15 protein-coding genes, 1 tRNA gene and 2 pseudogenes are annotated in these 24,494 nt (G+C 71.9%); 7 read left to right on the top strand and 11 right to left on the bottom strand.

The window, feature by feature from the left end:
• The 3 genes and pseudogenes from C1A33_RS23665 to C1A33_RS23655 form a co-directional block, all read left to right on the top strand.
• Positions 1-249: pseudogene (locus tag C1A33_RS23665) on the top strand (NAD-dependent epimerase/dehydratase family protein); the annotation flags it as partial.
• Positions 242-811: a GNAT family N-acetyltransferase gene (locus tag C1A33_RS23660; RefSeq protein WP_101833543.1), complete on the top strand. Its 570-nt coding sequence runs from the start codon at positions 242-244 to the stop codon at positions 809-811. The pseudogene C1A33_RS23665 and the gene C1A33_RS23660, both read left to right, overlap by 8 nt.
• A gap of 439 nt (positions 812-1,250) precedes the next feature.
• A complete protein-coding gene (locus C1A33_RS23655; RefSeq protein WP_101833542.1) occupies positions 1,251-2,333 on the top strand; it encodes a nucleotidyltransferase domain-containing protein in 1,083 nt (360 codons plus the stop codon).
• Between the two features lie 40 nt (positions 2,334-2,373).
• On the opposite strand, the gene C1A33_RS23650 is transcribed toward C1A33_RS23655, so the two are convergent.
• From C1A33_RS23650 to C1A33_RS23605, 10 genes are all read right to left on the bottom strand, one after another.
• Positions 2,374-3,831, bottom strand: coding sequence for a PH domain-containing protein (locus tag C1A33_RS23650; RefSeq protein ID WP_243407878.1), 1,458 nt, complete (start codon positions 3,829-3,831; stop codon positions 2,374-2,376).
• Positions 3,828-4,313, bottom strand: coding sequence for a PH domain-containing protein (locus C1A33_RS23645; RefSeq protein ID WP_101833541.1), 486 nt, complete (start codon positions 4,311-4,313; stop codon positions 3,828-3,830). Before C1A33_RS23645 ends, C1A33_RS23650 begins: the two co-directional genes overlap by 4 nt.
• Before the next feature lie 148 nt (positions 4,314-4,461).
• Positions 4,462-6,627 (bottom strand): MMPL family transporter, encoded by a 2,166-nt coding sequence (locus tag C1A33_RS23640; protein WP_101833540.1) that lies wholly within the window; start codon positions 6,625-6,627, stop codon positions 4,462-4,464.
• 175 nt (positions 6,628-6,802) lie between these two features.
• Complete coding sequence (locus C1A33_RS23635) at positions 6,803-7,747, bottom strand: pseudouridine-5'-phosphate glycosidase (protein ID WP_101833539.1); 945 nt, start codon at positions 7,745-7,747, stop codon at positions 6,803-6,805.
• Positions 7,748-7,875: 128 nt separating this feature from the next.
• Entirely contained in the window at positions 7,876-10,494 is a 2,619-nt protein-coding gene (gene clpB, locus C1A33_RS23630) for an ATP-dependent chaperone ClpB (RefSeq protein ID WP_101833538.1), read from the bottom strand.
• A 201-nt stretch (positions 10,495-10,695) separates the two neighbouring features.
• The gene (locus tag C1A33_RS23625) at positions 10,696-11,262 is read right to left on the bottom strand and encodes a heat shock protein transcriptional repressor HspR (RefSeq protein ID WP_101833537.1); all 567 of its coding nucleotides are present in this window, start codon (positions 11,260-11,262) and stop codon (positions 10,696-10,698) included.
• Positions 11,259-12,452: a molecular chaperone DnaJ gene (gene dnaJ / locus C1A33_RS23620; protein ID WP_101833536.1), complete on the bottom strand. Its 1,194-nt coding sequence runs from the start codon at positions 12,450-12,452 to the stop codon at positions 11,259-11,261. The genes C1A33_RS23625 and dnaJ overlap by 4 nt, the downstream gene beginning before the upstream one ends.
• A 138-nt stretch (positions 12,453-12,590) precedes the next feature.
• The gene (gene grpE / locus C1A33_RS23615; RefSeq protein ID WP_101833535.1) at positions 12,591-13,367 is read right to left on the bottom strand and encodes a nucleotide exchange factor GrpE; all 777 of its coding nucleotides are present in this window, start codon (positions 13,365-13,367) and stop codon (positions 12,591-12,593) included.
• Positions 13,364-15,193, bottom strand: coding sequence for a molecular chaperone DnaK (gene dnaK, locus C1A33_RS23610; protein ID WP_101833534.1), 1,830 nt, complete (start codon positions 15,191-15,193; stop codon positions 13,364-13,366). The genes grpE and dnaK overlap by 4 nt, the downstream gene beginning before the upstream one ends.
• 520 nt (positions 15,194-15,713) lie before the next feature.
• Positions 15,714-16,955 carry a nuclease-related domain-containing protein gene (locus C1A33_RS23605; RefSeq protein WP_101833548.1) on the bottom strand — a complete coding sequence of 414 codons (1,242 nt, stop codon included), beginning with the start codon at positions 16,953-16,955 and terminating at the stop codon, positions 15,714-15,716.
• Positions 16,956-17,519: 564 nt separating this feature from the next.
• Here C1A33_RS23605 and C1A33_RS23600 point away from each other — a divergent pair.
• Positions 17,520-19,730 carry a (Fe-S)-binding protein gene (locus tag C1A33_RS23600; RefSeq protein WP_101833533.1) on the top strand — a complete coding sequence of 737 codons (2,211 nt, stop codon included), beginning with the start codon at positions 17,520-17,522 and terminating at the stop codon, positions 19,728-19,730.
• 170 nt (positions 19,731-19,900) lie between these two features.
• Here the strand turns inward: C1A33_RS23600 and dcd are convergent, their stop codons facing one another.
• Entirely contained in the window at positions 19,901-20,500 is a 600-nt protein-coding gene (gene dcd / locus C1A33_RS23595; protein ID WP_101833547.1) for a dCTP deaminase, read from the bottom strand.
• A 182-nt stretch (positions 20,501-20,682) separates the two neighbouring features.
• On the opposite strand from dcd, the gene C1A33_RS23590 reads away from it, so the two are divergent.
• The 3 genes and pseudogenes from C1A33_RS23590 (at position 20,683) to C1A33_RS23580 (ending at position 24,064) form a co-directional block, all read left to right on the top strand.
• On the top strand, positions 20,683-21,453 hold the full coding sequence (locus C1A33_RS23590) for an HAD family hydrolase (protein ID WP_101833532.1): 771 nt from the start codon (positions 20,683-20,685) through the stop codon (positions 21,451-21,453).
• Positions 21,450-23,928: pseudogene (locus C1A33_RS23585) on the top strand (glycoside hydrolase family 65 protein). The gene C1A33_RS23590 and the pseudogene C1A33_RS23585 overlap by 4 nt, the downstream one beginning before the upstream one ends.
• 62 nt (positions 23,929-23,990) lie before the next feature.
• Positions 23,991-24,064: transfer RNA gene (locus C1A33_RS23580), tRNA-Gly, on the top strand.
• Positions 24,065-24,494 lie beyond the last annotated feature (430 nt).

Genomic DNA, 24,494 nt, shown 5'->3' with positions numbered 1-24,494 from the left:
GAAACCCCTCGGGGAACACCGGCCGGAGTCCGGCCGGGCGAGGTCACCTATGACCCGCGGGCGCGGATCGACGTGGGCCCGCTCGGAGTACGCGACCTGACCCGCGAGGTCGGTTTCTCGACCGCCCGGATCCGCGAGCTGACCGGCTGGGAGCCGGCCGTGTCACTCGCCGACGGGATGGCCCGCACGGAGGTCTGGCTGCGCGAACGCGGACTGCTCGGAGTGCGGGAACCGTCCCGTCGTGGGTGAAGGGCCGACCCTCACCACGCCCCGGCTGCTGGCCCTGCCGCTGACCATCTGGAACGCCGGCTATGTCGCCGAGGAACTAGCCCCGGCGTTGGCCTACACCGCGGTCATGGCCCGATCGGGGGGGCGTGGCCCGACCACCGGCGGGCCCTACGGCGGCATTGTCGGCACCGATCCGCACGCACCCGCGCCGGATCCCCTCGACCCGGCCGGATCCCTGCGCCGCGAGCTGCGCCGCCGGGCCGGCGCCGGCCGGTCGGTGCTGACCTGGGTGTTACGGCGCAGGTCCGAGGCGGCGGCCGTCGGCCTGCTCGCCGCGGACACCCATGGCCGCCGGGCCGTCGTGGGGGTGTCGATCGTGTTCGGCTCCCGGCGGGAGGGCTACGCGACCGAGGCGGTCCGGGCGGCCGCCGGCTGGCTGGAGTATCGCGGGGCGCTCGTCGAGACGCGGATCCAGCGCGGCGACGCCGTCGGGAAGCGGCTGGGGCAGGCGACGTCCTTCGTGCCCACCCCGGTTCTGGTAGCCGAGTGGTGGCGGATCTGGCTGCGGCCGCCCGCCGAGTGAGCCTGCCGTCACGTCACTGTGCGTCATGTGGTCCCGGCGGGCACACCTCGGTGCGAGGACGCGGTGAGCTGGCGGGGCACCGCCCGGTGGCGGTCCGCCGCGCCTCGCGGTGATCCGCACGAAACGACCTGGTAAGAACGGTCGTGCGGACACACGGAACATTGTGCGGGTGTTGCCGTTCCGATGGCCTGATGTCAGGCGCGCGACACCCTCGTTCTCGTAATTTCACCGTCACACGTCGGGTGGCGGACACGCCGCGCCGGCAGCCCCCTGTTCAGACCGTGATGCCCTGGGGCACCATGTAAAGCGATGTCGCGACCGTTGGCCGACGGGCCGAGCGAGGGCGGGGCGTCCGCGACGGGCCGTGGGAGGTCCGTCGCGCGTCCGGGGAGGGGAGCCCGAACGGTTCGGCGCTACCTGCGCCTGGGAGGTCAGCAGCATGAGCGTGGAAACCCCTCGGGGAACACCGGCCGGAGTCCGGCCGGGCGAGGTCACCTATGACCATCTGATCATTCCGTCACACTGGCGACGGTCGAACGAGTCCACGCCCGGCGCGCCGAACGCCCTGTTCCCGCCCGAGGGCGGCGCCACCGATGCGTCGTCCCACCCGCCCACCGGGCCGATCAACCCGTCGACCGGGGCGCTGACGGGCCCGCTGCTGGTCGGGACGACCGCGCGGGCCTTCGCCAAGCTCGACGACATGATCCGCCTGTCCGCCGAGGACAAGGCGGTCATCGCCGCCCGCCGGGACGAGGCCGAGCGCGCGCTGCGGGCGATCTTCCCGCCGCGCTGCGCGCTGCCGCTGGTCGGCGTGGCCACGATCGGCTCCGCCGGGCGGGACACGATGATCCGCCCGCTGGACGAGGTGGACATCTTCGCGGTCTTCTCGGCGGCGAACAGCGCCTGGAAGCGATTCCGCTGGGACTCGCGCGACCTGGTGCTCTGCGTGCGCAACGCGATCGGCGGCGAGCGGATCCAGACGATCGGCAGCCGCGGCCAGGCGCTGCGCATCGTCTACGACTCGCCGCCCGACGTGCACCTCGTCCCCGCGTTCGACCACCCGCGGGCCGGCTATGTGATGCCCGACCGGGTCGGCGGCTGGCTGCCGACCCGCCCGGAGCGGCACATGAGCTGGACGGCGGATCTCGGTCCCCGGGTGATCTCGGCGGTCCGGCTGCTCAAGGCGTGGAACCGGGTGTGCGGCAGCCATCTGCGCTCGTTCCACATCGAGGCGCTCGCCGGCCAGGTTCTCGCCGGCAAGGGACTCAACACCCGGCAGGGCCTGGCCGAGGTGTTCCGGTACATGGACGAGGTCGGCCTCGCCGTGCCCGACCCGGCCGACGTCGGTGGCGACCTGGCCAGCTACGTCCGCCCGGAGGACCACGACGCCCTCGGTGAGACGATCCGGCTCGCCCGGATCTACTCGACGAAGGCGCTGGCGGCCGAGCAGGCCGGCGACCACGAGGAGGCCGTCGCCCTGTGGGGCTCGGTCTTCGGACCGGAGTTCCCGGCCTTCGGCTGAGCGCCCGCCCGCTGCCGCCCGCCCGCCGTCGCCCGCGTGCTCAGGGCGGTCCGTCTCCCGGGGGTGGCTCGGCGCCGGGGACTGCCCTGCGCCGGCCCAGCCGGGACCGCTCCGCCTGCGCGGCGACGATCCGCAGTGCCTCCTCCCTCCCGCGCAGCCCGGCCTTGACCCGGACCGGGCCGCCGGTGGTGTCGAGCTGCACATCGGCCAGCCCCAGCACCCGGACCAGCGGATTCGCCACCATCCGGATGCTCTGCACCTTGGCGTGCGCGATGACGTCGGTGTGCCGGCGCAGCAGGCCGTGCCGGCTGACGAACGCCGCGTCGTCGGCGCCGCAGGCCAGCGCCCACCAGTGCAGCGGCGCCAGCAGGACGGCGCGCCGCGGCGGGCGGTCCAGCCGGACCCGCCCGAGGTCCACTCCGGGCAGCAGCCTGCCGACCAGATCCAGCGCGTCGGCGCGGCGGGCCACCGGCAGCAGCACGGACGGCCCGCGTCCGGCCACGTTCATCCGGATCGTGGCCCAGCCGAACGGGCGCCACAGCAGCGGCTCGACGACGCTGATCGCCTGGACCCGGCCCGGCGGAATGGTCGCGTGGGCGCGTTCGAGCAGCCCGCTGTCGATGCGCAGCCCGTTCGGCGACGTGGACACCGTGTACGGGTAGCCGGCGGCGAACACCCGGATCGTGCGGTGCCACAGCCAGCCGAGCAGCGGGACGGCGCCGAGGAAGCCGGCCCGCGTCCCGGTCAGCAACGACGGGACGGCGATCGCCACCGCGCCGAACAGGGCCACCCACGGCGCCGGGGACAGCGCGATCGCGGCGACGAGCCGGCGCGGCGGCACCTCGGCGAGACGCTGGTGGGGGGCCTCGGGGGCATCACCCCCGAGTCCCGCGGCGGCGGTCAGCAGCGTGGCGCGCAGCCGGTGGGCGTGCCCGAGCGACAGGTAGCGCAGGTCGGAGGCGGCCTCACCGCCGTCGCCGTCGGCCCGCTCCCGATGCTCCCGGCCGGCGAGGTCGAGCCGCAGGATCGCGAGCCCGGTGAACCGGGCGAGCAGCGGCTGGACGATGTCGACGGACTGCAGCCGGTCCAGCCGGACGTACCGGGTCCGGCGGACCAGCAGACCGGTGTCCAGGCGCAGGTCGTCGCGCTCGATGCGGTACCGGGTGAACCGCCAGGCGGTGTAGCCGTAGAGCCCGGCGGCCGGAATGAGGAAGATCATGGTCAGCCCGATCGCCCGGGCGGTGACATCCTCGGCGAGGTTGCGCCCGACGGTCGCCGCGAACGCCGCCACGATCACCCAGCCGCGCAGGAACGGCGTCAGCGGATGCAGGCGGTGAAAACCATCCGGGGCGGCCGCCGGTGCCTCGCCCCGCACGGGCGCGGGCGGATCGGACCGTGGGACCGGTATGCCGCGGCCGGCGGGGCCCGTCGTGGCGGCCGGGTGGATGGGGACCGGCGCGACGGAGGTGTCGTCGGCGGCGCCGCGCTGCGTCGTCACAGGCCGGCCGACCGGGCTTCGCCGCGTTCGGTCAGCGCGTCGCGCAGCCGGGCGGCCTCCGGCGGGCGCAGGCCGGGAATGACGGCGTCGCTGGTCGCGGCGGCGGTGTGCAGCTGCACCCGGGCGATGCCGAACCGGCGGGCGAGCGGTCCGGCGGTGACGTCGACGAGCTGCAACCGGCCGTAGGGCACCACCACCAGCCGCTGGACGAGCACGCCCCGGCTGATCAGCAGGTCGTCCTCCCGCTCGGCGTACCGCCAGGCCCGGCACACCCGGCCAATCGCGAGCCAGGCCCAGCCCGCGACGGCGAGGGGCACCAGGGCGACCAGCGACCACGGCCAGCCGCCGACGGCGACCGTGACCAGCACGGTGAGCACCACCGCGGGAACGGCTCCGAGGATCAGCAGGGTGCGACGCAGTCGCCGCAGGTCCGGCGACAGGACCCGCCACCCCGCGGGGTCCGCCAGGAGAACGTCGGCCATGTCGCAACGATAGGTCGCGGCCTGGATACGTCCGAGCGGATTGGGGTGAGCGGCGCCGGACCGGTGATGGCTGGTGCTCCTGGGCCAGGCCCGATCGGGCCATCCCGGTGCTGGTCGGCCCCGTGCGGTGCTGGTCGGGCCCGTCCGGTCAGGTGCCGCCCGCGTCGAAGCCGTCGTTCGCGCGGGCGAGCCGGCCGGGCCACCAGATGGCGCGACCGATGTCCAGCGCGAGCGCCGGTACCAGGATCGACCGCACGACCAGCGTGTCGAGCAGGACGCCGAAGGCGACCACGAAGCCGACCTCGGCGAGCTGCACCAGGGGGAAGATGACCAGCGCGGAGAAGGTGGCGGCGAGCACGACGCCGGCGGAGGTGATGACGCCACCGGTCACCGCCAGGGCGTGCAGCACGCCTGGCCGCGAGCCGATCCGTGCCGTCTCCTCCCGCACCCGGGTCATCAGGAAGATGTTGTAGTCCACGCCGAGCGCCACCAGGAAGATGAAGGCGAACAGCGGCAGGGACGGATCTGATCCGGGGAATCCGAAGAGCCACCGGTAGGCGACCGCGCTCGCGCCGAGGGCGGCGAGGTACGACAGCACCACCGTCGCCATCAGCAGCAGGGGGGCGACGACCGCCCGTAGCAGGAAGACGAGCACCACCAGGACGACGGCGAGCACCATCGGGATGATGACCTGACGGTCCCGCTCCGCCGCCCGGCGCACGTCGAGGTTCACCGCCGTGTTCCCCCCGACCAGCGCTTGCGCCCCCGCCAGCCCGTGCAACCGCTCCCGCAGCGACGACACCGCCGCGAACGACTCCGGACTGTCCGGTCGCGAGCGCAGCACGACGAGGAACTGCGCCTTCCCGCCGGTCCGGCCCACCTCGGTACTGGCCGCGACCTCCGGGGAGCCGCGCAGGATGGCGGCGGTCGCCCGGGCGGCCCCCTCGTCGACGATGACGTAGGTCGGCGCGGTGGCACCGGGCGGGAAGTCGGCCGACGCCAGCCCGATGCCGCGCACCGACTCGACGCCGTGCCGGAACCCCTCGTCCTGCCGCAGCGAGGTGTCCATCGCCAGCAGGCCGATGGCGAGGGCGCCGAGGAGCAGGGACGTGAGCACCCACACGGTGCGGGGGCGCCGGTCGATCGCCGCGCTGATGCGGACCCAGCGGCCCTCCTCCTCGGCGAGGTCGAACTCGGTGAGGTCCTCGTGGCCCGGGATCGTCGGCGCCGCCAGCGCCGCGGCGTGCGCGGTGCGCGCGGCCGGCCCGCGCCTGGCCGTGTCCGTGACTGGCGGATGCTCCCCGAAATGCGGGATCCGCGGCCAGAACAGCCGGCGCCCGCACAGCACCAGCGCCGCGGGGAGCAGCGTCATCATCGTGATCAGCGCGGTGCTGATGCCGATCGCGCCCACCGGGCCGAGCCCGCGGTCGGAGGCGAGCAACCCGAACAGCAGGCAGAGCATGCCGATGATCACGGTGCCGGCGGAGGCCAGGATCGCCGGTCCGGCGCGGGAGACGGCCTCCCTCATCGCCCGGCGCGGGTCGCGGTGCCGGGTGAGTTCCTCCCGGTAGCGGGCGATGAGCAGCAGCGCGTAGTCCGTACCGGCACCGAAGACGAGTACCCGCAGGATGCCGGAGCTCTGCCCGTTGACGGTCAGCCCGGTGTGCCGGGCGAGCAGGTAGACGATGCCCGCCGCCGTCTGGTCGGCGATGCCGACCGAGATCAGCGGCACCAGCCAGAGGAACGGGCTGCGATACACCACCAGCAGGATCACCGCGACGATCGTGGCGGTGACGAGCAGCAGGAGGGTCTCGATCGTGCTGAACAGGTGGAAGGCGTCAGCGACGAGCCCGGCGGGGCCGGTGATCGCGATCTGGGCGCCGGGCGGTACCAGGGGGCGCGCGACCCGGCGCATCTCGCGGACATCGTCGGTGAACGCGGAGGCGTCGTCGCGCTGCGCGAGGGGAACGGTGAGGATCAGCGTCCGGTTGTGGGGGGAGGGGACCGGTCCGAGTACCGGACCGGAGGCGAAGGGGCGCAACGCCTGCCCGATCCTGGCGGCGGCCGCGCGATCGGCGTTGGTCAGACCGCCCGGCCTGTCCAGGACGACGATCGTCGGGACGGCGTCGCCGCCCGGGAAGTGTCGCTGCTCGGCGAGCAGTCGGGTCGATTCGGCGTCCGAGGGCAGGAACGCCGCCGCGTCGTTCCTCTGCGCGTCCGGAAGCTGGAAGGCGAGGGGACTCAGGGCCGCCGCGATGGCGAGCCACAGCACGATCACCACCCAGGCGGAGCGTCGCCCGATGATCCACGACACGACCCGACAGCCCCTTCCCGGCCGGGTCGCGATCAGCCCCCCGTCGCCGTCGCTCAGACAGCGCGGAGGGTGGTCCGCGCGACGCGGTCGGGATCTCCCCGCTCACCCGGCGCCACGGCCCTCGCCGGGAATCGTCGCAGCTCCACGTCGTCGGCGCCGCGCGGGCCGACGGAAATCACCCAGGCTGACCGGGATCTGACGCCGCGGTCCGCGCCCAGGCGACGGCGACGTCCGCGGCGACGGAGACGTTGTTGCGCACCGCGTTGATGTTGACCTCGAGACTGGCGCCGCCCGTCTCGAGGTGGAAGGTCTCCAGCAGGAACGGGGTGACGGACTTGCCGCGGATGCCGCGGTCCGCGGCCCAGGTCAGCGCGTCGGTCAGCACCCGGTCATGCAGGGCCGGGTCGAGCGCCTGGTCGGTCGGGAGGGGGTTGGCGACGACGATGGCCGAGGCCAGTTCCATCGCGTCGGCCGCCGCCATGACGGTGGCGACCTGTCCCGGCTCGCCGACTCGCCAGTCCAGGTCATAGGAGGTGTGCTGCAGGTAGAAGCCGGGGAACGTGGAGGTCCGATATCCGAGCACGGTGACGCCGAGGGTCTCCAGCCGTTCGAGGGTCGCGCCGACGTCGAGAATCGACTTGACCCCGGCGCAGACCACGGTGATCGGCGTGGTTGCCAGCGCCACCAGATCGGCGGACTCGTCGAAGCTGTCGCCGGCTCCCCGGTGCACGCCGCCGAGACCGCCCGTGGCGAATACCCGGATCCCCGCACGGGCCGCGAGCAGCGCGGTGGACGCGACCGTCGTCGCGCCTGTCCTCCCGGTCGCACAGGCAACGGGCAGGTCGCGGACGGACACCTTGAGTACGGCCGTGTCGTCGGCGATCCGCCGCAGGTCGGCCTCGTCCAGGCCGACCCGGGGAAGCCCGTCGATCACCGCGACCGTGGCGGGTGTCACCCCCTTCTCGCGCAGCTGGTCCTCGAGCTCCAGAGCGACGTCCCGATTGCGTGGCCGGGGCAGGCCGTGCGCGATCAGCGTCGATTCCAACGCCACTACTGGTGCTCCGACGGCCAGCGCCTCCCGCACGGCCGCCGAAACGACGATGTTCGATCTGCCCGCCATGCGCCGACCCTACGTCGGGACCACACTGTGCGATCTGGCATACGCCGACGATCGGCCGGCGGTAGCCGGGTGCACGCACCGCGTGGGTCGCCTGCGCCCGGGCGCTGGCCGCGGCCAGAACGCCGGGGTCAGAGCGTTTTGGCGGTGGCGTTCGCCGCCGCGCTCACGCTCAGGCCGGAGCCGCCGGGCGCGGCGTCGACGAGAACCTCGTCGCCGTCCCGTACCTGCCCGGCGAGCAGTTCCCGGGCGAGCTGATCGCCGATCGCGGTCTGCACCAGGCGCCGCAGCGGACGCGCGCCGAAGACCGGGTCATAGCCGACGTCGGACAGCCAGCTCTTCGCCGCGTCGGTGACCGTCAGACCGATCCGCCGGTCCTGCAGCCGCGTGCGCAACCGGTCGAGCTGCAGGTCCACGATCCGGGTCAGGTCCTCCCGGCCGAGCTGGTCGAAGACGAGGACGTCGTCGAGCCGGTTGAGAAACTCCGGCTTGAAGGCGTCGCGCACGGCGACCATCACCGACTCGCGCCGCACCTGCGGGCTGAGCGTCGGATCGGCGATGAACTGCGAACCGAGGTTGGAGGTGAGGATGAGGATCGTGTTGCGGAAGTCCACCGTCCGCCCCTGCCCGTCGGTCAGCCGCCCGTCGTCGAGGACCTGCAGCAGCACGTCGAAGACGTCAGGGTGGGCCTTCTCGACCTCGTCGAGCAGGATCGCGCTGTAAGGCCGGCGGCGGATCGCCTCGGTGAGCTGACCGCCGGACTCGAAGCCGATGTAGCCGGGCGGTGCGCCGATGAGGCGGGCGACCGAGTGCTTCTCGGCGTACTCACTCATGTCGATGCGGACGACGGCCCGCTCGTCGTCGAACAGGAAGTCCGCCAGCGCCTTCGCGAGCTCGGTCTTGCCGACTCCGGTCGGCCCGAGGAACAGGAAGGAACCGGTGGGACGGTCCGGATCGGAGATGCCCGCCCGGGCCCGGCGGACCGCGTCGGACACGGCCCGCACCGCGTCGTCCTGACCGATCACGCGGGTGTGCAGCTCGGACTCCATCCGCAGCAGCTTGGCGGTCTCGCCTTCCAGCAGCCGTCCGGCTGGGATGCCCGTCCAGGCTGCGACGACCTCGGCGACGTCGTCGGGGCCGACCTCCTCGTTGAGCATGGCCCCGCCGGGGGCGTCGGTGGCGGCCAGCGCGTCCGTGGCGTCCGTCAACCGCTTCTCCAGCGTCGGGATGGTGCCGTAGCGAAGCTCGCCGGCCTTCGCCAGGTCGAGGTCGCGCTCGGCGAGCTCCGCCGCCCGCCGGGCGTTCTCCAGCTCCTCCTTGATCTTCTGGACCTCGGAGATCGAGTCCTTCTCCCGGCGCCAGCGGGCGGTGAGGGTGTTCAGCTCCTCCCGCCGGTCGGCCAGCTCGCGCTGCAACCGCTCCCGCCGCTCGCGGGAGGCTTCGTCGTTCTCCTTCGACAGCGCCATGTCCTCGATCTCGAGCCGGCGCACGGCTCGCTCGAGCTCGTCGATCGCGACCGGTCGGCTGTCGATCTCCATCCGCAGCCGGGACGCGGCCTCGTCCATGAGGTCGATGGCCTTGTCCGGCAGGAAGCGGGCGGTGACGTAGCGGTCCGACAGGGTGGCGGCGGCGACGAGCGCGGCGTCGGTGATCCGGACGCCGTGATGCACCTCGTAACGCTCCTTGAGGCCGCGCAGGATGCCGATGGTGTCCTCGACGGTCGGCTCGCCGACCAGCACCGGCTGGAAGCGCCGCTCCAGCGCGGGGTCCTTCTCGATGCGGGTGCGGTACTCCTCGAGGGTGGTGGCGCCGATCATGCGCAGCTCGCCGCGGGCCAGCATCGGCTTGAGCATGTTGCCCGCGTCCATCGCGCCCTCGGCGGCACCGGCGCCGACGACGGTGTGCAGCTCGTCGATGAAGGTGATGATCTGGCCCTCGGCCTCGCGGATCTCGTTGAGGACGGAGGTCAGCCGCTCCTCGAACTCACCACGCAGCTTGGAGCCCGCGACCATGGAGCCCAGGTCGAGGGAGACGATGCGCCGCCCGCGCAGTGACTCCGGCACGTCGCCGGCGACGACCCGCAGCGCCAGGCCCTCGACGATCGCCGTCTTGCCGACGCCCGGCTCGCCGATCAGGACCGGGTTGTTCTTGGTGCGCCGGGACAGCACCTGGATCACGCGGCGGATCTCGGCGTCGCGGCCGATGACCGGGTCGAGCTTGCCCTGCTGGGCCCGCTCGGTGAGGTCGATGGAGTACTTCTCGAGCGCGCGGTAGGAGCCTTCCGGATCCCGGCTGGTCACCCGCCGGGCGCCGCCGCGGACCTTGTCGAACGCGCCGCGCAGCGCGTCCGCCGTGGCGCCGGCCGCGGTGAGGATGTGGCTCGCCTCGCCGCCTTCCTCGGCGAGCGCGACGACGAGGTGCTCGACGGAGGTGTACTCGTCCCCCAGCCGCGCGGCCTGCCGTTCGGCGTTGTTGAGGACGGCGATGAGCTGGCGGGACAGCTGAGGGGCCGAGACGCTCATCCCCGTCGCCCGGGGCAGCCGGGAGACGGCCGCCTCCGCACGGGCCTGGACCGACTCGACGGAGGCACCGACCGAGGACAGCAGGGTGGCACCGACCCCGTCGGGGGATTCGAGCAGCGCGGCGAGCAGGTGGAGCGGATCGACGAGCGGTGAGCCGTCGCCGGTGGCTCGGCTGATCGCCGCGGACAGAGCCTCCTGCGAGCGGGCGGTGAGGCGTTCAGCGTTCATGGCGGATCCCAGGGGGGTCGGGGAAAGTCGTTGTCGCGAGATACAACGCTCAGTATACCTGAGTCGTTCCCGCTCAACTCTGTCCTGATGTGTGGCGGTCGCCCGAAACGGCGAAGGGGCTTCCCGCGGTCCGTGACGGACCCGGCAAGCCCCCTGAGGTCGGGCGGTGGAGCGGGGCCGGCGCCTCTGCCGGCCGCGCCCTCAGCGGCGGGGAAGCGGCCGCCATACCACGACTGCCCCGCGGTCGACCGGGACGAGATCCCGGCGGTGGCTGGCGTGCGCCTCGGCCACCTGTCGCGCCGCGTCGGCGCGGGCGTGCGCCAACTCCTCGGTGAGCTGACGCACCTGCGCCTGCAGGGCCAGCACCTGGGCACCGAGCCGCAGGACCTGGCGGATGCCCTCGAGGTTGACGCCCTCTTCCTGGGAGAGACGCTGGACCTCCCGCAGCAGAGCGACGTCCCGGGCGGAGTACCGGCGCCCCCGCCCCGCGGTTCGTCCCGGCGTGACGATCCCGAGCCGGTCGTAGGAGCGCAGGGTCTGCGGATGCATGCCGGCGAGCTGCGCGGCGATCGAGATCACGTAGACCGGCGCGTCCTCGTCATGGGCCGGGCCAGGCAGTGGTCCAGTGGGGTAGTAGCCCTCCGGACGTACCTCGGTGGCCGAGAGCGGTGCCTCGGGTGCGGGTTGCTGGCCCGCTCGGCGTGCCGGCGCGGTCCGCGCGCGGGACGCGGCGGGCGGGTCGGACGTGCGGTTCGGGCGCGCGGTCATTCCCCTGCCTCCATCCGTTCCATCAATGGCGCCCGGGGGTCCTCGGGGTGGGCCTGGGCGAACTCCAGCAACGCCGTGCGGGCGCGTGGCGAGAGATCGGCCGGCTTGGGCACGGTCACCTCGAGCGTCACGATGAGGTCGCCGTGCCCGCCCCCGGACATCGGCACACCGCGGCCGCGAGCGCGCAGCCGCCGCCCGCTGGAGGTGCCTGCCGGCACTTTCACCGTGAGCGGGGCGCCGTCGAGCGTGGGCACCCGGACCGAGGCGCCCAGCGCCGCCTCGGTGATCGTCACGGGCAGGGTGATGGTCAGGTTGCTGCCCTCCCGATCGAAGATCGGGTGGCGTAGGACGTGAACCGTCACCTCCAGGTCACCGGCTGGTCCGCCGCGCTCACCGGGGGTGCCGCGGCCGCGGACGCGAAGCCGCTGACCGTCACTGACTCCCGGGGGGATCCGGATGCGCTGCTCACGCTCCCGGCGACCGGTGCCCCGGCAGTCCGGGCAGGGATGGTCGATCATCGTGCCCTTGCCCAGGCAGTCACGGCACGGCTCGGACAGCGCGAACCCGCCCTGGGAACGGGAGACCACCCCGAGGCCCCGGCAGGTCGGGCAGGTCCGGGGTGCGGTGCCAGGCCGAGCGCCACTGCCCTCGCAGGTGGTGCAGGTGGCGGCGCCCGGCAGGCGAACCGATGCCTCGAGGCCGGTCAGCGACTTCTCGAACGGAATCGTGACCTCTGCCTCGATGTCACCACCGCGGCGCGGCCCACGTCCCGGCGACGAGCGCTGGAACATGTCGAAGAAGCCGCCCAGGCCGCCGCCGCCCGCCCCGCCCAGCAGGTCCTCGAAGTTGAGGTTCGGGCTGCCGCCGTAGGCCGAACCCGGCGCGCCGAAGCCGCCGGGTGCCCCGAAGCCTCCCGGCCGCCCGCCAGTGAAACCACCGGGCCGCCCACCGGCGGCGAACAGAGCCCGGGCCTCGTCGTACTCGCGCCGACGACTCTCGTCGGAGAGCACGTCGTAGGCCTCGGACACCTCCTTGAAGCGCGCCTCGGCCTTGGCGTCCCCCGGGTTCTTGTCCGGGTGCAGTTCCCTGGCCAGCTTGCGGTACGCCTTCTTGATGTCGGCCGCCGAGGCGTCCTTTGGAACGCCGAGAGCGGCGTAATAGTCCTTCTCGACCATGTCGCGAACACTCACGGCGCCCCTCCTTCCCTCATCGTGTCATCCCGCCCGAATCGCCCGCCAGGGCGAGACGATGGCCGGCCGGCTCCGCCGCGGTCGGGACGGACCCCGGCCGGCGCGTCACGGCCGGCCGGGCGGCCTTGGCCCCCACTCTCAGTCGGCGCTGACAGTGGGCTCGCCGTTGTCCGGTCCGGGGATGCTGCCGGTGTCGTCCGGCATCGGGGCGGCGCGCTCGCCCTGCTCCGCGGGCCGGCCAGCCGTCTCGGCGACCGGTTCCGCGGCCGCCGGCGGCGCAGTGGTGGGCTCGCCGGTCGGCTCGGCGACCGAGACCTGCGCCGGGCGCAGCACGCGACCGGCGTGCAGGTAGCCGGCACGGAACACGTCCACGCAGGTTGGTCCGTTCACGTCCGACCGGTACGAGTGCATGAGAGCCTCGTGGATCGACGGGTCGAACTCGTCGCCGGGTGCGCCGTAGCGTTCCAGGCCGGCTGCTTCCAGCGCTGTCTCCAGCGCCTCGGCGATCGCCTTGAACGGCCCTTCGAGGTCACCGTGATCACGGGCACGGCCGATGTCGTCGAGGGTCGACAACAGGCTGGCCAGCACCTTCGCGGTGGCCTGCTCGCCGATCTGCTGGCGGTCGCGCTCAACCCGGCGGCGGTAGTTGTCGAACTCCGCCTTCAACCGCTGCAGGTCGGCTGTCCGCTCGACGAGCTGCGCCCGCAGGGATTCGGCCAGCTCGCTGTCGGCACCCTGGCCGGGCCCGCCGGCGGGAGCCGATCCCGCCGGCGCGCCAGCCGGGGAAGCGGACTCGGGTCGCACCTCACCGCTTTCCGGATCGATCCGTCGCCGGTCGCGCACGACCACGTGGGGCTCCTCGCCGTCGTCTCCGCCGCCCGTGCCCCACCAGTCACCGGACTGGCTGGAGGTCACTTCTTGTCCTCCTCGTCCACGATCTCGGCGTCGACCACGTCGTCGTCGGCGGGGCTGCCGGCGCCGGGCGCGCCCGCGCCGTCCTGGGCGGCCTGGGCGTACATGGCCTGGCCCATGGCCTGGCTCGCTGCCGCGAGAGCGTCGGCGGCCTCGCGGATCGCGGCCGTGTCGGTGCCGGCGACGGCGCCGCGCAGGGTGCCGAGCTTCTCCTCCACGTCCGACTTCACCGCGGCGTCGATCTTGTCGCCGTTCTCGGCGAGGAACCGCTCGGTGGAGTAGACGAGGGTCTCCGCCTTGTTCCGGGTCTCGGCCTCCTCGCGGCGGTTGCGGTCCTCCTCCGCGTACTGCTCGGCGTCGCGAACCATGCGGTCGATGTCGTCCCGCGGCAGCGCGGAGCCACCGGTGATGGTCATCGACTGCTCCTTGCCCGTGCCGAGGTCCTTGGCGGACACGTGCACGATGCCGTTCGCGTCGATGTCGAAGGTGACCTCGATCTGGGGCATGCCCCGCGGGGCCGGCGGCAGGCCGGTCAGCTCGAACATGCCGAGCTTCTTGTTGTACGCGGCCATCTCGCGCTCGCCCTGGAAGACCTGGATCTGCACCGACGGCTGGCTGTCCTCGGCGGTGGTGAAGATCTCCGAGCGCTTGGTGGGAATCGTGGTGTTGCGCTCGATGAGCTTGGTCATGATTCCCCCCTTCGTCTCGATGCCGAGGGACAGCGGGGTGACGTCGAGCAGCAGGACGTCCTTGACCTCGCCCTTGAGCACACCGGCCTGCAGCGAGGCGCCGACGGCGACGACCTCGTCCGGGTTGACGCCCTTGTTGGGCTCCTTGCCGCCGGTGAGCTCGCGGACCAGGTCGACAACGGCCGGCATCCGGGTGGAACCGCCGACGAGCACCACGTGGTCGATGTCGCTGACCTTGATGTTCGCGTCCTTCACCGCCTGCTGGAAGGGGTGCTTGCAGCGGTCGATGAGGTCGGAGGTCATCCGCTGGAACTCGGCGCGGGTCAGCGCGACGTCCAGGTGCAGCGGACCCTCGGCGGACGCCGTGATGTACGGCAGGTTGATCGTGGTCTGGGTGGACTGCGAGAGCTCGATCTTGGCCTTCTCCGCAGCCTCGCGCAGCCGCTGCAGGGCCATCTTGTCCTTGCCGAGGTCGACCCCGTGCTGACCGTTGAAGGTCTTGATCAGGTGGTCGGTGATCCGCTGGTCCCAGTCGTCACCGCCGAGGTGGGTGTCACCGGAGGTGGACTTCACCTCGACGACGCCGTCGCCGATCTCCAGCAGGGAGACGTCGAAGGTACCGCCACCGAGGTCGAAGACCAGGATGGTCTGCTCCTTCTCGCCCTTGTCCAGACCGTAGGCGAGCGCCGCCGCCGTGGGCTCGTTGACGATCCGCAGGACGTTGAGACCCGCGATCGTGCCGGCCTCCGTGGTGGCCTGGCGCTGCGCGTCGTCGAAGTACGCCGGAACGGTGATGACGGCGTCGGCCACCGGCTCGCCGAGGTAGGACTCGGCGTCCCGCTTGAGCTTCTGCAGGATGAAGGCGCTGATCTCCTGCGGGGTCAGCTCCTTCGCGTCGACCTTCATCTTCCAGTCGGTGCCCATGTGGCGCTTGACCGACCGGATGGTGCGCTCGACGTTGGTGACCGCCTGACGCTTGGCGACCTCGCCGACCAGGACCTCGCCGTTCTTCGCGAAGGCCACGACCGACGGGGTCGTGCGAGAGCCCTCGGCGTTCGCGATCACCGTGGGTTCTCCGCCCTCGAGCACGCTCACGACGGAGTTCGTGGTGCCGAGGTCGATGCCGACCGCTCGTGCCATGTCTGTGTGCCTCTCGATCCATGCCGGCGCCGCTGATCGTGCGTGCGAGCCGACCTCGTGGGGATGGAACCTCTCGGTGGACCGGCTCGCCGAGGGTCACCCGGAGAGTTCGGTCCGTCTAAAGCTAGGACGCCTCGATGGATTGAGTCTACCTGACTCAGGATGGCGGCCACCAGGGTTGCGGCGCAGAGATGAGTCTGTGTCACTCAACTTTTTGGCGGGAGATGGCATTCCCCTGGTGGCCGGGATGCCGGTTCTCCGCGCGGAGGCGCCACGCCGACCGTCTGGACCGCGCGATCGACCGAACTGGCCCGGTCCCACGAGACCGCGGACGCAAGCCCGGCAGGCACACGGCGGCGACGGCGTCCGAACTCCGGCCCGATCATGATCGGCGGTGGGCCCTCGCTCGCCGGTGGGCGGCCGGCGTCGGGGGCCGGGTCGAGGGCGACGCCAGCGATGATCGCGCGAGCGCGTGCCCAGCGCACAGGGCGGCGGTGGGTTGGCGGGAGTGCCGTGGGTGCTACGACCCGGCGGGAGGCGGCGAGGTGTCCTCGGGCGGGGTGTCGGCGCAACGGTCGCCCTGGCTGGGGGAGGCGGGCTGGTCGGCGTCCGTGCGCGGCGGGCGCACGGCGGCCAGGATGCGTCCGCGCCGGGCCCGGGGGCCGGCGCGGCCGGTGCCCGCCAGCCCGATCGAGGCGATCGGGCCAGTGCCCGCCGGTCCTTCGTCGTCGGGCGTGATCTCGTCCGCGCCGAGTTCGGTGGTCTCGGCGCCACCGGTGGCCTGGCCCGGCATGGCCAGCGGCATGCCGGCGCGGGCGTCGACGTCCGCCTGCCGGCCGAGGTCCGCCTCGATCTGGGCGAGCCGGTCGAGCATGCCGCTCGCGTCGCCGTCGCGCTCGCGGATGGTCCGCAGCGCGTCCATCAGCGTGAGCCACTGGTCGCGGTCGACGGTGACCTGGTCGGCCAGCCGGTTCGCCGAAAAGGCCGGGAACAGGCGCTCGGCGGCGGCGATGATCTGCCGGACCTCGCCCGGATTGAGCCGCCCCGGCTTCTTGCGGATGAAGTTGGCGACGTCCTTGATGCTGATGATCGTGACGCCGTCCAGCGCGCCGTCGCTCCACAGGACGTTGGCCTCGACCATCACCAGGATCGGGCTGACCGGGATCTTGAGCATCGGCAGCGCCGCGCGGATCTGGCTGCGGACTTCGCCGCCAAGCCAGGAGGCCCGGTCGATGACCGGCTTGAGCGACTCGCCGTCACACACCGCGCCGCCCTTGGTGTAGCGCAGGGTGCCCTTGCTGTTGTCGCTGCCCAGAACCATCACGCCGCCGGGCCCGATCAGCAGGTGGCCGATCGTCGCCTCCGAGTACGGCACCGCGCGGTCATGCAGGATGAGGTAGCCGTTGCGGCGCAGCCGGGCGATGGCACGGGCCGTCTTGCGCTCGGCCTCGGCGCCCTCCCGCAGCAGCTCGATGTCCGGCGCGGTGCCGAACGACACGACCATGATCCCCGCTGGCCAGGCCAGGAAGACCAGGAAGAACACGAGGATGGCGAGGCCGGGCTGGCCGACCCCGAACGCGATGACGAGCGCGAGGACGAGTCCGACCACGGCGGAGCGCACCGCCGTGCGGGGGATCTGCCGGGCCAGCCGGTCGCGCCGGACCAGTGCCTGGTTCTCGCGGGCCCGCTGGTACTCGGTCTGCAGGGAGTGCCCGGGACGGCCGACTCGGGTCATCGTCGTCGGCCGTGTGATCGTCGCCATCGTGCCCACCATGGTTCGCAGGGTTCGTCAACGTGGGTTGGGGCCCGCCCGCCGGGTACGCCGGGCGTCGTCGCGACAGCGCTGGCACGAGGCCCGCGGATGCCTCAGCGGAGCGGGCACCGCGGGACGTTCGATCGCCCGGTCACCATGGGCGAAAGGCCGACCCTATGGTGCGTCGATCGACCTTGTAGCACAAGGGTTGACATCATCGGATGGGGTGCCTTCGCGACGTGGGGTGGCGCGGGTCGTGACGATGCCGGGCGTTGCGCGTCGGTTGGGTGTCTGCCACTGAAAGTAGCAGTCCCGCCGGTCTCGCGCGGGTGATCGGACCTTCGGACCCCCTATGTCGGGCCGCTCGGACCACGTCGTGGCAGGGTCGGGTGGAGGCGGTGAAGCCGTCGCCCCCGATGCTCATCCATTGTCTCGTTATGGATTCGGAGGGTGAGATTTGGCGGGTAGACGGGCTGTAGCGCGCCCGGCGGGTGGCGCGCCTCACTCGCCCCATATGTTACTGACCGGTACGAGTAGGCTCGCCCGTGACGGTGGGTCCAGATGGAGGATGCTGTGAGAATTGCGATCGGTGGAGCGATCACGCTGATCGCTCTCGCGGTTGCCGGGCGCCGGGTGTTCTGGCTGTTCCGGCTGATCCGGTCGGGGCAGCCGGCCGAGGGCAGGCTGGACGACCTGCCCCGCCGCATCTGGACCGAGATCAGTGAGGTCGGGGGGCAGCGCAAGCTGCTGAAGTGGTCGGTGCCGGGTCTGGCCCACTTCTTCACCTTCTGGGGCTTCACGATCCTGCTGCTCACCGTCATCGAGGCCTACGGCGGCCTGTTCGACGACGACTTCCACATCCCGCTGTTCGGCCACTGGGCGGCCATCGGGTTTCTGGAGGACTTCTTCTCCGTCGCGGTGCTCGCCGGCCTCGCCGCGTTCACCGTCATCCGGGTGCGCAACGCACCGTCGCGGCTGGAGCGCAAGTCCCGGTTCTACGGGTCGCACACCGGCCCGGCCTGGGTCATCCTCGGCCTGATCACCGCGGTCATCGTGACTCTGCTCGTCTACCGCGGCGCGCAGTGGAACACCGGCAACCTGCCGCAGGGTCAGACCAAGTGGGCCTTCGCCTCCTACGTGGTCAGCCGGATCTTCTCCGGACTCTCGCACGACGCGAACGAGAACATCGAGACGGCGTTCCTGCTGCTCAACATCGCCGTGATCATGGGTTTCTCGGTGCTGGTGGTCTACTCAAAGCACCTGCACATCGGGCTCGCGCCGCTCAACGTCGTGCTCAAGCGGGAGCCGGTCGCCCTCGGCCCGCTGGCGACCACCCCCGACATCGAGAAGCTGATGGAGGAGGAGGAGCCGATCGTCGGCGTCGGCAAGATCGAGGACTTCTCCTGGAAGGCGATGCTCGACTTCTCCACCTGCACCGAGTGCGGGCGGTGCCAGAGCCAGTGCCCGGCGTGGAACACCGGCAAGCCGCTCTCGCCGAAGCTCATCATCATGGACCTGCGCGACCACCTGTTCGCCAAGGCGCCGTACCTGCTCGCCACCAAGGGCGCGGGTGAGGGCGAGGGTGCCGAGGCGCCGAAGGCCGTCACCGGGGTCGAGGAGGACGCGCACGCGCACCACGGCGTGCCGGAGTCCGGCTTTGGCCGGGTCCCGCAGCCGGGGCAGCCGCAGGTCGACCGCCCGCTCGTCGGCACCGCCGAGGAGGGCGGGGTCATCGACCCCGACGTGCTGTGGTCGTGCACCAACTGCGGCGCCTGCGTCGAGCAGTGCCCGGTGGACATCGAGCACGTCGACCACATCGTCGACATGCGCCGCTACCAGGTGATGATCGAGTCGGCGTTCCCGTCCGAGGCCGGCGTCATGCTGCGCAACCTCGAGAACAACGGCAACCCCTGGGGCGTCTCGCCGCGGACCCGCACCGAGTGGACCGAGGGCCTGCCGTTCGAGGTGCGAATCCTCGATGACGGCGAGCGGATCCCGGACGACGTCGAGTACCTGTACTGGGTCGGCTGCGCCGGCGCCATCGAGGACCGGGCCAAGAAGGTCGCCCGCTCGTTCGCCGAGCTGCTGCACACGGCGGGCGTGTCGTTCGCGATCCTCGGCACGAACGAATCCTGCACCGGTGACCCGGCGCGGCGTCTCGGCAACGAGTATCTGTACCAGGAGATTGCCAAGGCGAACATCGAGCTGCTGAACGAGACGGGCGTCAAGAAGATCGTCGCGACCTGCCCGCACTGCTTCAACAGCCTCGCCCGCGAGTACTCCTCGCTCGGCGGCCAGTACGAGGTCATCCACCACACCCAGCTGCTCGGCAAGCTCGTCGAGGAGCGCAAGCTGGTCCCGGTCACCCCGGTGGAGTCGTCGGTCACCTACCACGACCCGTGCTTCCTCGGCCGGCACAACAAGGTGTACACGCCGCCGCGGGAGATCCTGGAGGCCATCCCCGGCATCCGCGGCCAGGAGATGCACCGCTGCAAGGACCGCGGCTTCTGCTGCGGCGCCGGCGGCGCGCGGATGTGGATGGAGGAGAAGATCGGCAAGCGGGTCAACGTCGACCGCATGGAGGAGGCCCTCGGCCTCGACCCGGACGTCGTGTCGACCGCCTGCCCGTTCTGCATCGTGATGCTCACCGACGCTGTCACCGAGAAGAAGCTTGCGGGTGAGGCGAAGGAGAGCGTCGAGGTGCTCGACGTGTCCCAGCTGCTGGCGCGCTCCCTGGCGCCCGCGGCCCCGGCGGAGCCCGCTCCCGCCGAGCCGGTCGCCTGATCCGGTAGCCGTTCCCCGACCCTGAGGCCCAGGGCAGCGCGTCGATGGCGCGCCGCCCTGGGCCTTCGTCGTCACCTCGTCCGGTCGTCACCTCGTCCGGTCGTCACCGCGTCCGGGCAGCCGGCGTGGCGACGGGCCGGCATGGTGGCGACCCGCCGCGCCGAGTGCGGTCAGGCTGGCGGGTTCTGGCCGTTGCGAATGGGCCAGCGGGTGAAGTCCCGGTAGGCGCGCGACGGCGTCGGACCACGCTGACCCTGGTAACGGGAGCCGTAGATCGCCGAGCCGTACGAGTGCTCGGCGGGCGAGGTCAGTCGGAACAGGCACAGCTGGCCGATCTTCATCCCCGGCCACAGTTTGATCGGCAGTGTCGCGACGTTCGACAGCTCCAGGGTCACGTGCCCGGAGAAGCCCGGGTCGATGAAGCCCGCCGTCGAATGGGTCAGCAGCCCCAGGCGCCCGAGGCTCGACTTGCCCTCCAGCCGGCCGGCGAGGTCGTCGGGCAGGGAGACGACCTCCAGCGTCGAGCCGAGCACGAACTCGCCGGGATGCAGCACGAACGGTTCGTCCCCGTCGGGCTCGATGAGCTCGGTGAGGTCCTCCTGCTCGATGGAGGGGTCGATGTGGCTGTACCGGTGGTTGGCGAAGACCCGGAACCAGCGGTCCAGTCGCAAATCGATGCTGGATGGCTGGATCAGGTCGGGGTCGTGGGGTTCGAGACGGACCCGGCCCGCGGTGATCTCGGCCCGGATGTCCCGGTCGGACAGCAGCACGCCGTGGACGTTAGAGCATGCGCCGTCGATCTTCACCGGCCGCCCGTTGTTCCTCACGTTGGGACGTAGCGTGACGGGGGTAGGAGAGCCTTGCTCGCGCCGGAACACCCGAGGGGGACGGGGCTTCCGGCCGGTGGCGGCCAGCGGGCGACGGGAACGACGCGGACACAGGCGGGAGAACAATGCTCGGGCTACCCGATCACGTCGGATCATGCCTGTTCGATCTCGACGGTGTGCTGACGAACACGGCGACCGTCCACGCGGCGGCGTGGAAGGAGATGTTCGACGAGTTCCTGGAGAACTGGGCCAGCCGGTCCGGCGACCCGTTCGTCCCCTTCGATCTCGACCATGACTACGGCGAGCACGTCGACGGCCGGCCTCGCGTCGACGGGGTCCGCGCCTTCCTCGACTCCCGCCACATCCGCCTGCCCGAGGGCACCGCGGACGATCCGCCGTCCGCCCTGACGATCCATGCCCTGGCCAACCGGAAGAACTATCTCGTCCAGCAACGCATCCAGGCGGACGGCGTCGAGGTCTATCCCGGCTCGGTGGCCTATCTCCAGGAGGTCGTCGCGCGCGGAATCCCGCGGGCGGTGGTCTCCGCCAGCGCGAACTGCCGTGCGGTGCTGCGAGCGGTCGATCTTGAGCGGTTCATGGACGCGATCATCGACGGAACGGTCGCGGAGCACGACCACCTGGCCGGGAAGCCTGCGCCGGACACCTTCCTCGCCGGCGCGCGGGCCCTCGGTGTGACGCCGGAGCGGGCCGCCGTCTTCGAGGACGCGCTGGCTGGCGTCGAGGCCGGCCGGGCCGGGGGATTCGGCTTCGTCGTCGGCGTCGACCGGGTCGGGTCGGGGCACGCCGAGGCGTTGCGGGCGTACGGCGCGGACGTCGTCGTGCGGGATCTGTCCGAGCTGCGCGAGGCGGCCGCCCGGGGGCGAGGCCAGGCATGATCGACAAGGCGAGCTACCTGATCGAGCCCTGGTCACTGCGCGAGACCGGGCTTGACCTCGACGATCTCGGCCGGTCCGAGTCGCTCTTCGCGCTCTCCAACGGCCATATCGGCCTGCGCGGCAACCTCGACGAGGGAGATCCGCACGGCCTGCCCGGCAGCTACCTGAACTCCGTGCACGAACTGCGCCCGCTGCCCTACGCCGAGGCCGGCTACGGCTATCCGGAGTCCGGCCAGACGGTCATCAACGTCACCAACGGCAAGCTCGTCCGACTGCTGGTGGACGACGAGCCCTTCGACATCCGCTACGGCGACCTGCGCTCCCACCAGCGGGTGATCGACTTCCGGGAGGGATTGCTCAGCCGGGACGCGGAATGGCTCTCGCCGGCCGGCCAGCGGATCCGGGTGCACACGGAACGCCTGGTTTCGTTCTCCCAGCGGTCGATCGCGGCCTTCTACTACGAGGTGGAGGCGCTCGACGATCCCACCCGGATCGTCGTCCAGTCGGAGCTGGTCGCCAACGAGCAGCTGCCGGTGTGGCGCGGGGATCCGCGGGCGGCCGCCGTGCTGGAGTCACCGCTGATCTCCGAGCGGCACCTGGCCAGCGGCACCAGGGCCGAGACGGTGCACATCACCCGGCACAGCCAGATCCGGGTGGCGGCGGCGATCGACCATCACTTCGAGGGCCCGGACTCGCTGGCCGTCTCGGCGGAGAGTGAGCCGGATGCCGGGCGGGTGACGGCCACCGTGGTACTGATGCCCGGCCAGAAGCTGCGGATGGTCAAGTGGCTCGCGTACGGATGGTCGGAGCAGCGGTCCCTGCCGGCGCTGCGCGACCAGGCGGTGGCCGCCCTCGTCGCCGCCCGCCAGACCGGCTGGGCCGGGCTGGTGCGGGAGCAGAAGGAGTACCTCGACGCGTTCTGGCAGCGTGCCGACGTCGAGGTGGACGGCGATCCCGAGGTCCAGCAGGCCGTCCGGTTCGCGCTACTGGGAGTCCTGCAGGCCGGGGCGCGGGCCGAGCGGCGCGCGATCCCGGCCAAGGGCCTGACCGGGCCGGGCTACGACGGGCACGCCTTCTGGGACTCCGAGTCGTACGTGCTGCCGGTGCTGACCTACACGGCGCCGGACGCCGCCGCGGACGCGCTGCGCTGGCGGCACACGACGATGCCGCTGGCCCGGGAACGCGCCGAGCTGCTCGGCCTGGGGGGTGTGGCCTTCCCCTGGCGGACGATCCACGGCGAGGAGTGCTCGGGATACTGGCCGGCGGGGACGGCGGCGTTCCACGTCAACGCCGACATCGCGGACGCGGTCGCCCGGTACGTCAACGTCACCGAGGACGACCGCTTCGAGCGCGAGGTCGGCCTGGAACTGCTCGTGGAGACCGCCCGGCTGTGGCGCTCGCTGGGCCACCACGACCTCGAGGGACGCTTCCGCATCGACGGCGTCACCGGGCCCGACGAGTACTCGGCGATCGCCGACAACAACGTCTACACGAACCTGATGGCGAAGCGGAACCTGCTCGCCGCCGCCGAGGCGGCGCGCCGCCATCCCGACCTCGCCGCCGAGCTCGGCGTGGACGCGGAGGTCACCGCGAGCTGGCGGGACGCGGCCGAGGACATGTTCATTCCCTACGACCCGAACCTCGGCGTCCACCCACAGTCCGAGGGCTTCACCGAACACCAGGTCTGGGACTTCGAACACACCACGGCGGATCAGTATCCCCTGCTGTTGCACTTTCCCTACTTCGATCTCTATCGCAAGCAGGTCGTCAAGCAGGCCGATCTGGTGCTCGCGATGCAGCGATGCGGAGAGTCGTTCACCGACGACGAGAAGATTCGCAACTTCGCCTACTACGAAGCTCTGACCGTGCGGGACTCGTCCCTCTCGGCCTGCTGCCAGGCTGTCATGGCCGCCGAATGCGGCCATCTCTCCCTCGCGCACGACTACCTGCGTGAGGCCGCGCTGATGGACCTGCGCGACATCGAGCGCAACACCGGCGACGGCCTGCACATCGCCTCTCTCGCCGGCAGCTGGATCGCCCTGGTCGAGGGCTTCGGCGGCCTGCGCGACGGCGGCCAGGTCATCGCCTTCGCACCCCGCCTTCCCGAGGGCCTCACCCGACTCGCCTTCGGCCTGCTCGTGCGCGGCCGCCGCCTGCGGGTCGAGGTGTCCGACGCGACCGCCACCTACACCCTCTCCGACGGGCCCGCCATGACCCTGATCCACCACGGTCAGACGGTGCGCGTCCAGCCCGACGAGCCGGTCAGCCTGGACGTCCCGCCCCCGCCGGTGCTCGACCCCGCCCCGGCAGCCGGCCGGGCGCGAGCCGCTGCGGTTCCAGCGCCAGTCGGGCGGGGGAACCGAGCCTGCCTCGGGCGCGGGCTCCAGCGCGGGCGGGTGGGCGAGCACCGGTGGCGGCGGGAACAGCCGAGGAGGAGCGAGCAGAGGGCGCATAGTGGGTGCCGTGGACGGCTGACCGTCACCGGCGATCCCCACGCTTCGGTGGCCTGGGCCTCCTGTATGATGCGCATGTACCACGCGGGCGTAGTTCAGAGGCAGAACACGAGCTTCCCAAGCTTGCAACGCGGGTTCGATTCCCGTCGCCCGCTCCAGTCTTTCCGTCCTTGGCCTGGGGACGCTTTCTGGCCAAGGACGAAGTCTTTCCGGCCGGCCGTGATCGGGCTGCGAGCCATCCACGGGCCAACCATGCCTGGACGAGGGCACGAACGAACGTCACCCCGAGTCCCACAACGCGCCCACGCGCCTTTCTGCGCGGTCTTTGTGAAGCCGCGCCGCACAGGGCCCGGATGCCCGAGGTGCAGGCACCGATCGTCGGTGCTGCGGTGTAGTCGCTTCGTGGCGTGGAGCTCCTCACGCCCGCCGGGCCCCGGGCCCGGGCCCCGGGCCCCTGCCATGCCTGCACGTGACCGCCGATGGCGTCCCGGCCGGTACAGGCAACTCTTCCGAACGATCTTGGGGTGACTACGGTGGGTGCGTAGCGGGTTGGTCGCCGATGACGGGTCCTTATATGAGGCTTTGTGT

Origin of the sequence: Frankia canadensis (assembly GCF_900197875.1) — a bacterium.
Lineage (GTDB): Bacteria > Actinomycetota > Actinomycetes > Frankiales > Frankiaceae > Frankia > Frankia canadensis.
The sequence above is the reverse complement of the archived record's forward strand: the minus strand, read 5'-3'. Positions and strand labels throughout refer to the sequence as shown.

What these genes read in the sequence shown, in the direction of transcription:
- C1A33_RS23655 (WP_101833542.1), top strand. Translation starts at nt 1,251, where the DNA reads ATGAGCGTGGAAACCCCTCGGGGAACACCGGCCGGAGTCCGGCCGGGC.
- C1A33_RS23645 (WP_101833541.1), bottom strand. Translation starts at nt 4,313, where the DNA reads ATGGCCGACGTTCTCCTGGCGGACCCCGCGGGGTGGCGGGTCCTGTCG.
- C1A33_RS23635 (WP_101833539.1), bottom strand. Translation starts at nt 7,747, where the DNA reads ATGGCGGGCAGATCGAACATCGTCGTTTCGGCGGCCGTGCGGGAGGCG.
- clpB (WP_101833538.1), bottom strand. Translation starts at nt 10,494, where the DNA reads ATGAACGCTGAACGCCTCACCGCCCGCTCGCAGGAGGCTCTGTCCGCG.
- C1A33_RS23625 (WP_101833537.1), bottom strand. Translation starts at nt 11,262, where the DNA reads ATGACCGCGCGCCCGAACCGCACGTCCGACCCGCCCGCCGCGTCCCGC.
- dnaK (WP_101833534.1), bottom strand. Translation starts at nt 15,193, where the DNA reads ATGGCACGAGCGGTCGGCATCGACCTCGGCACCACGAACTCCGTCGTG.
- C1A33_RS23605 (WP_101833548.1), bottom strand. Translation starts at nt 16,955, where the DNA reads ATGGCGACGATCACACGGCCGACGACGATGACCCGAGTCGGCCGTCCC.
- C1A33_RS23590 (WP_101833532.1), top strand. Translation starts at nt 20,683, where the DNA reads ATGCTCGGGCTACCCGATCACGTCGGATCATGCCTGTTCGATCTCGAC.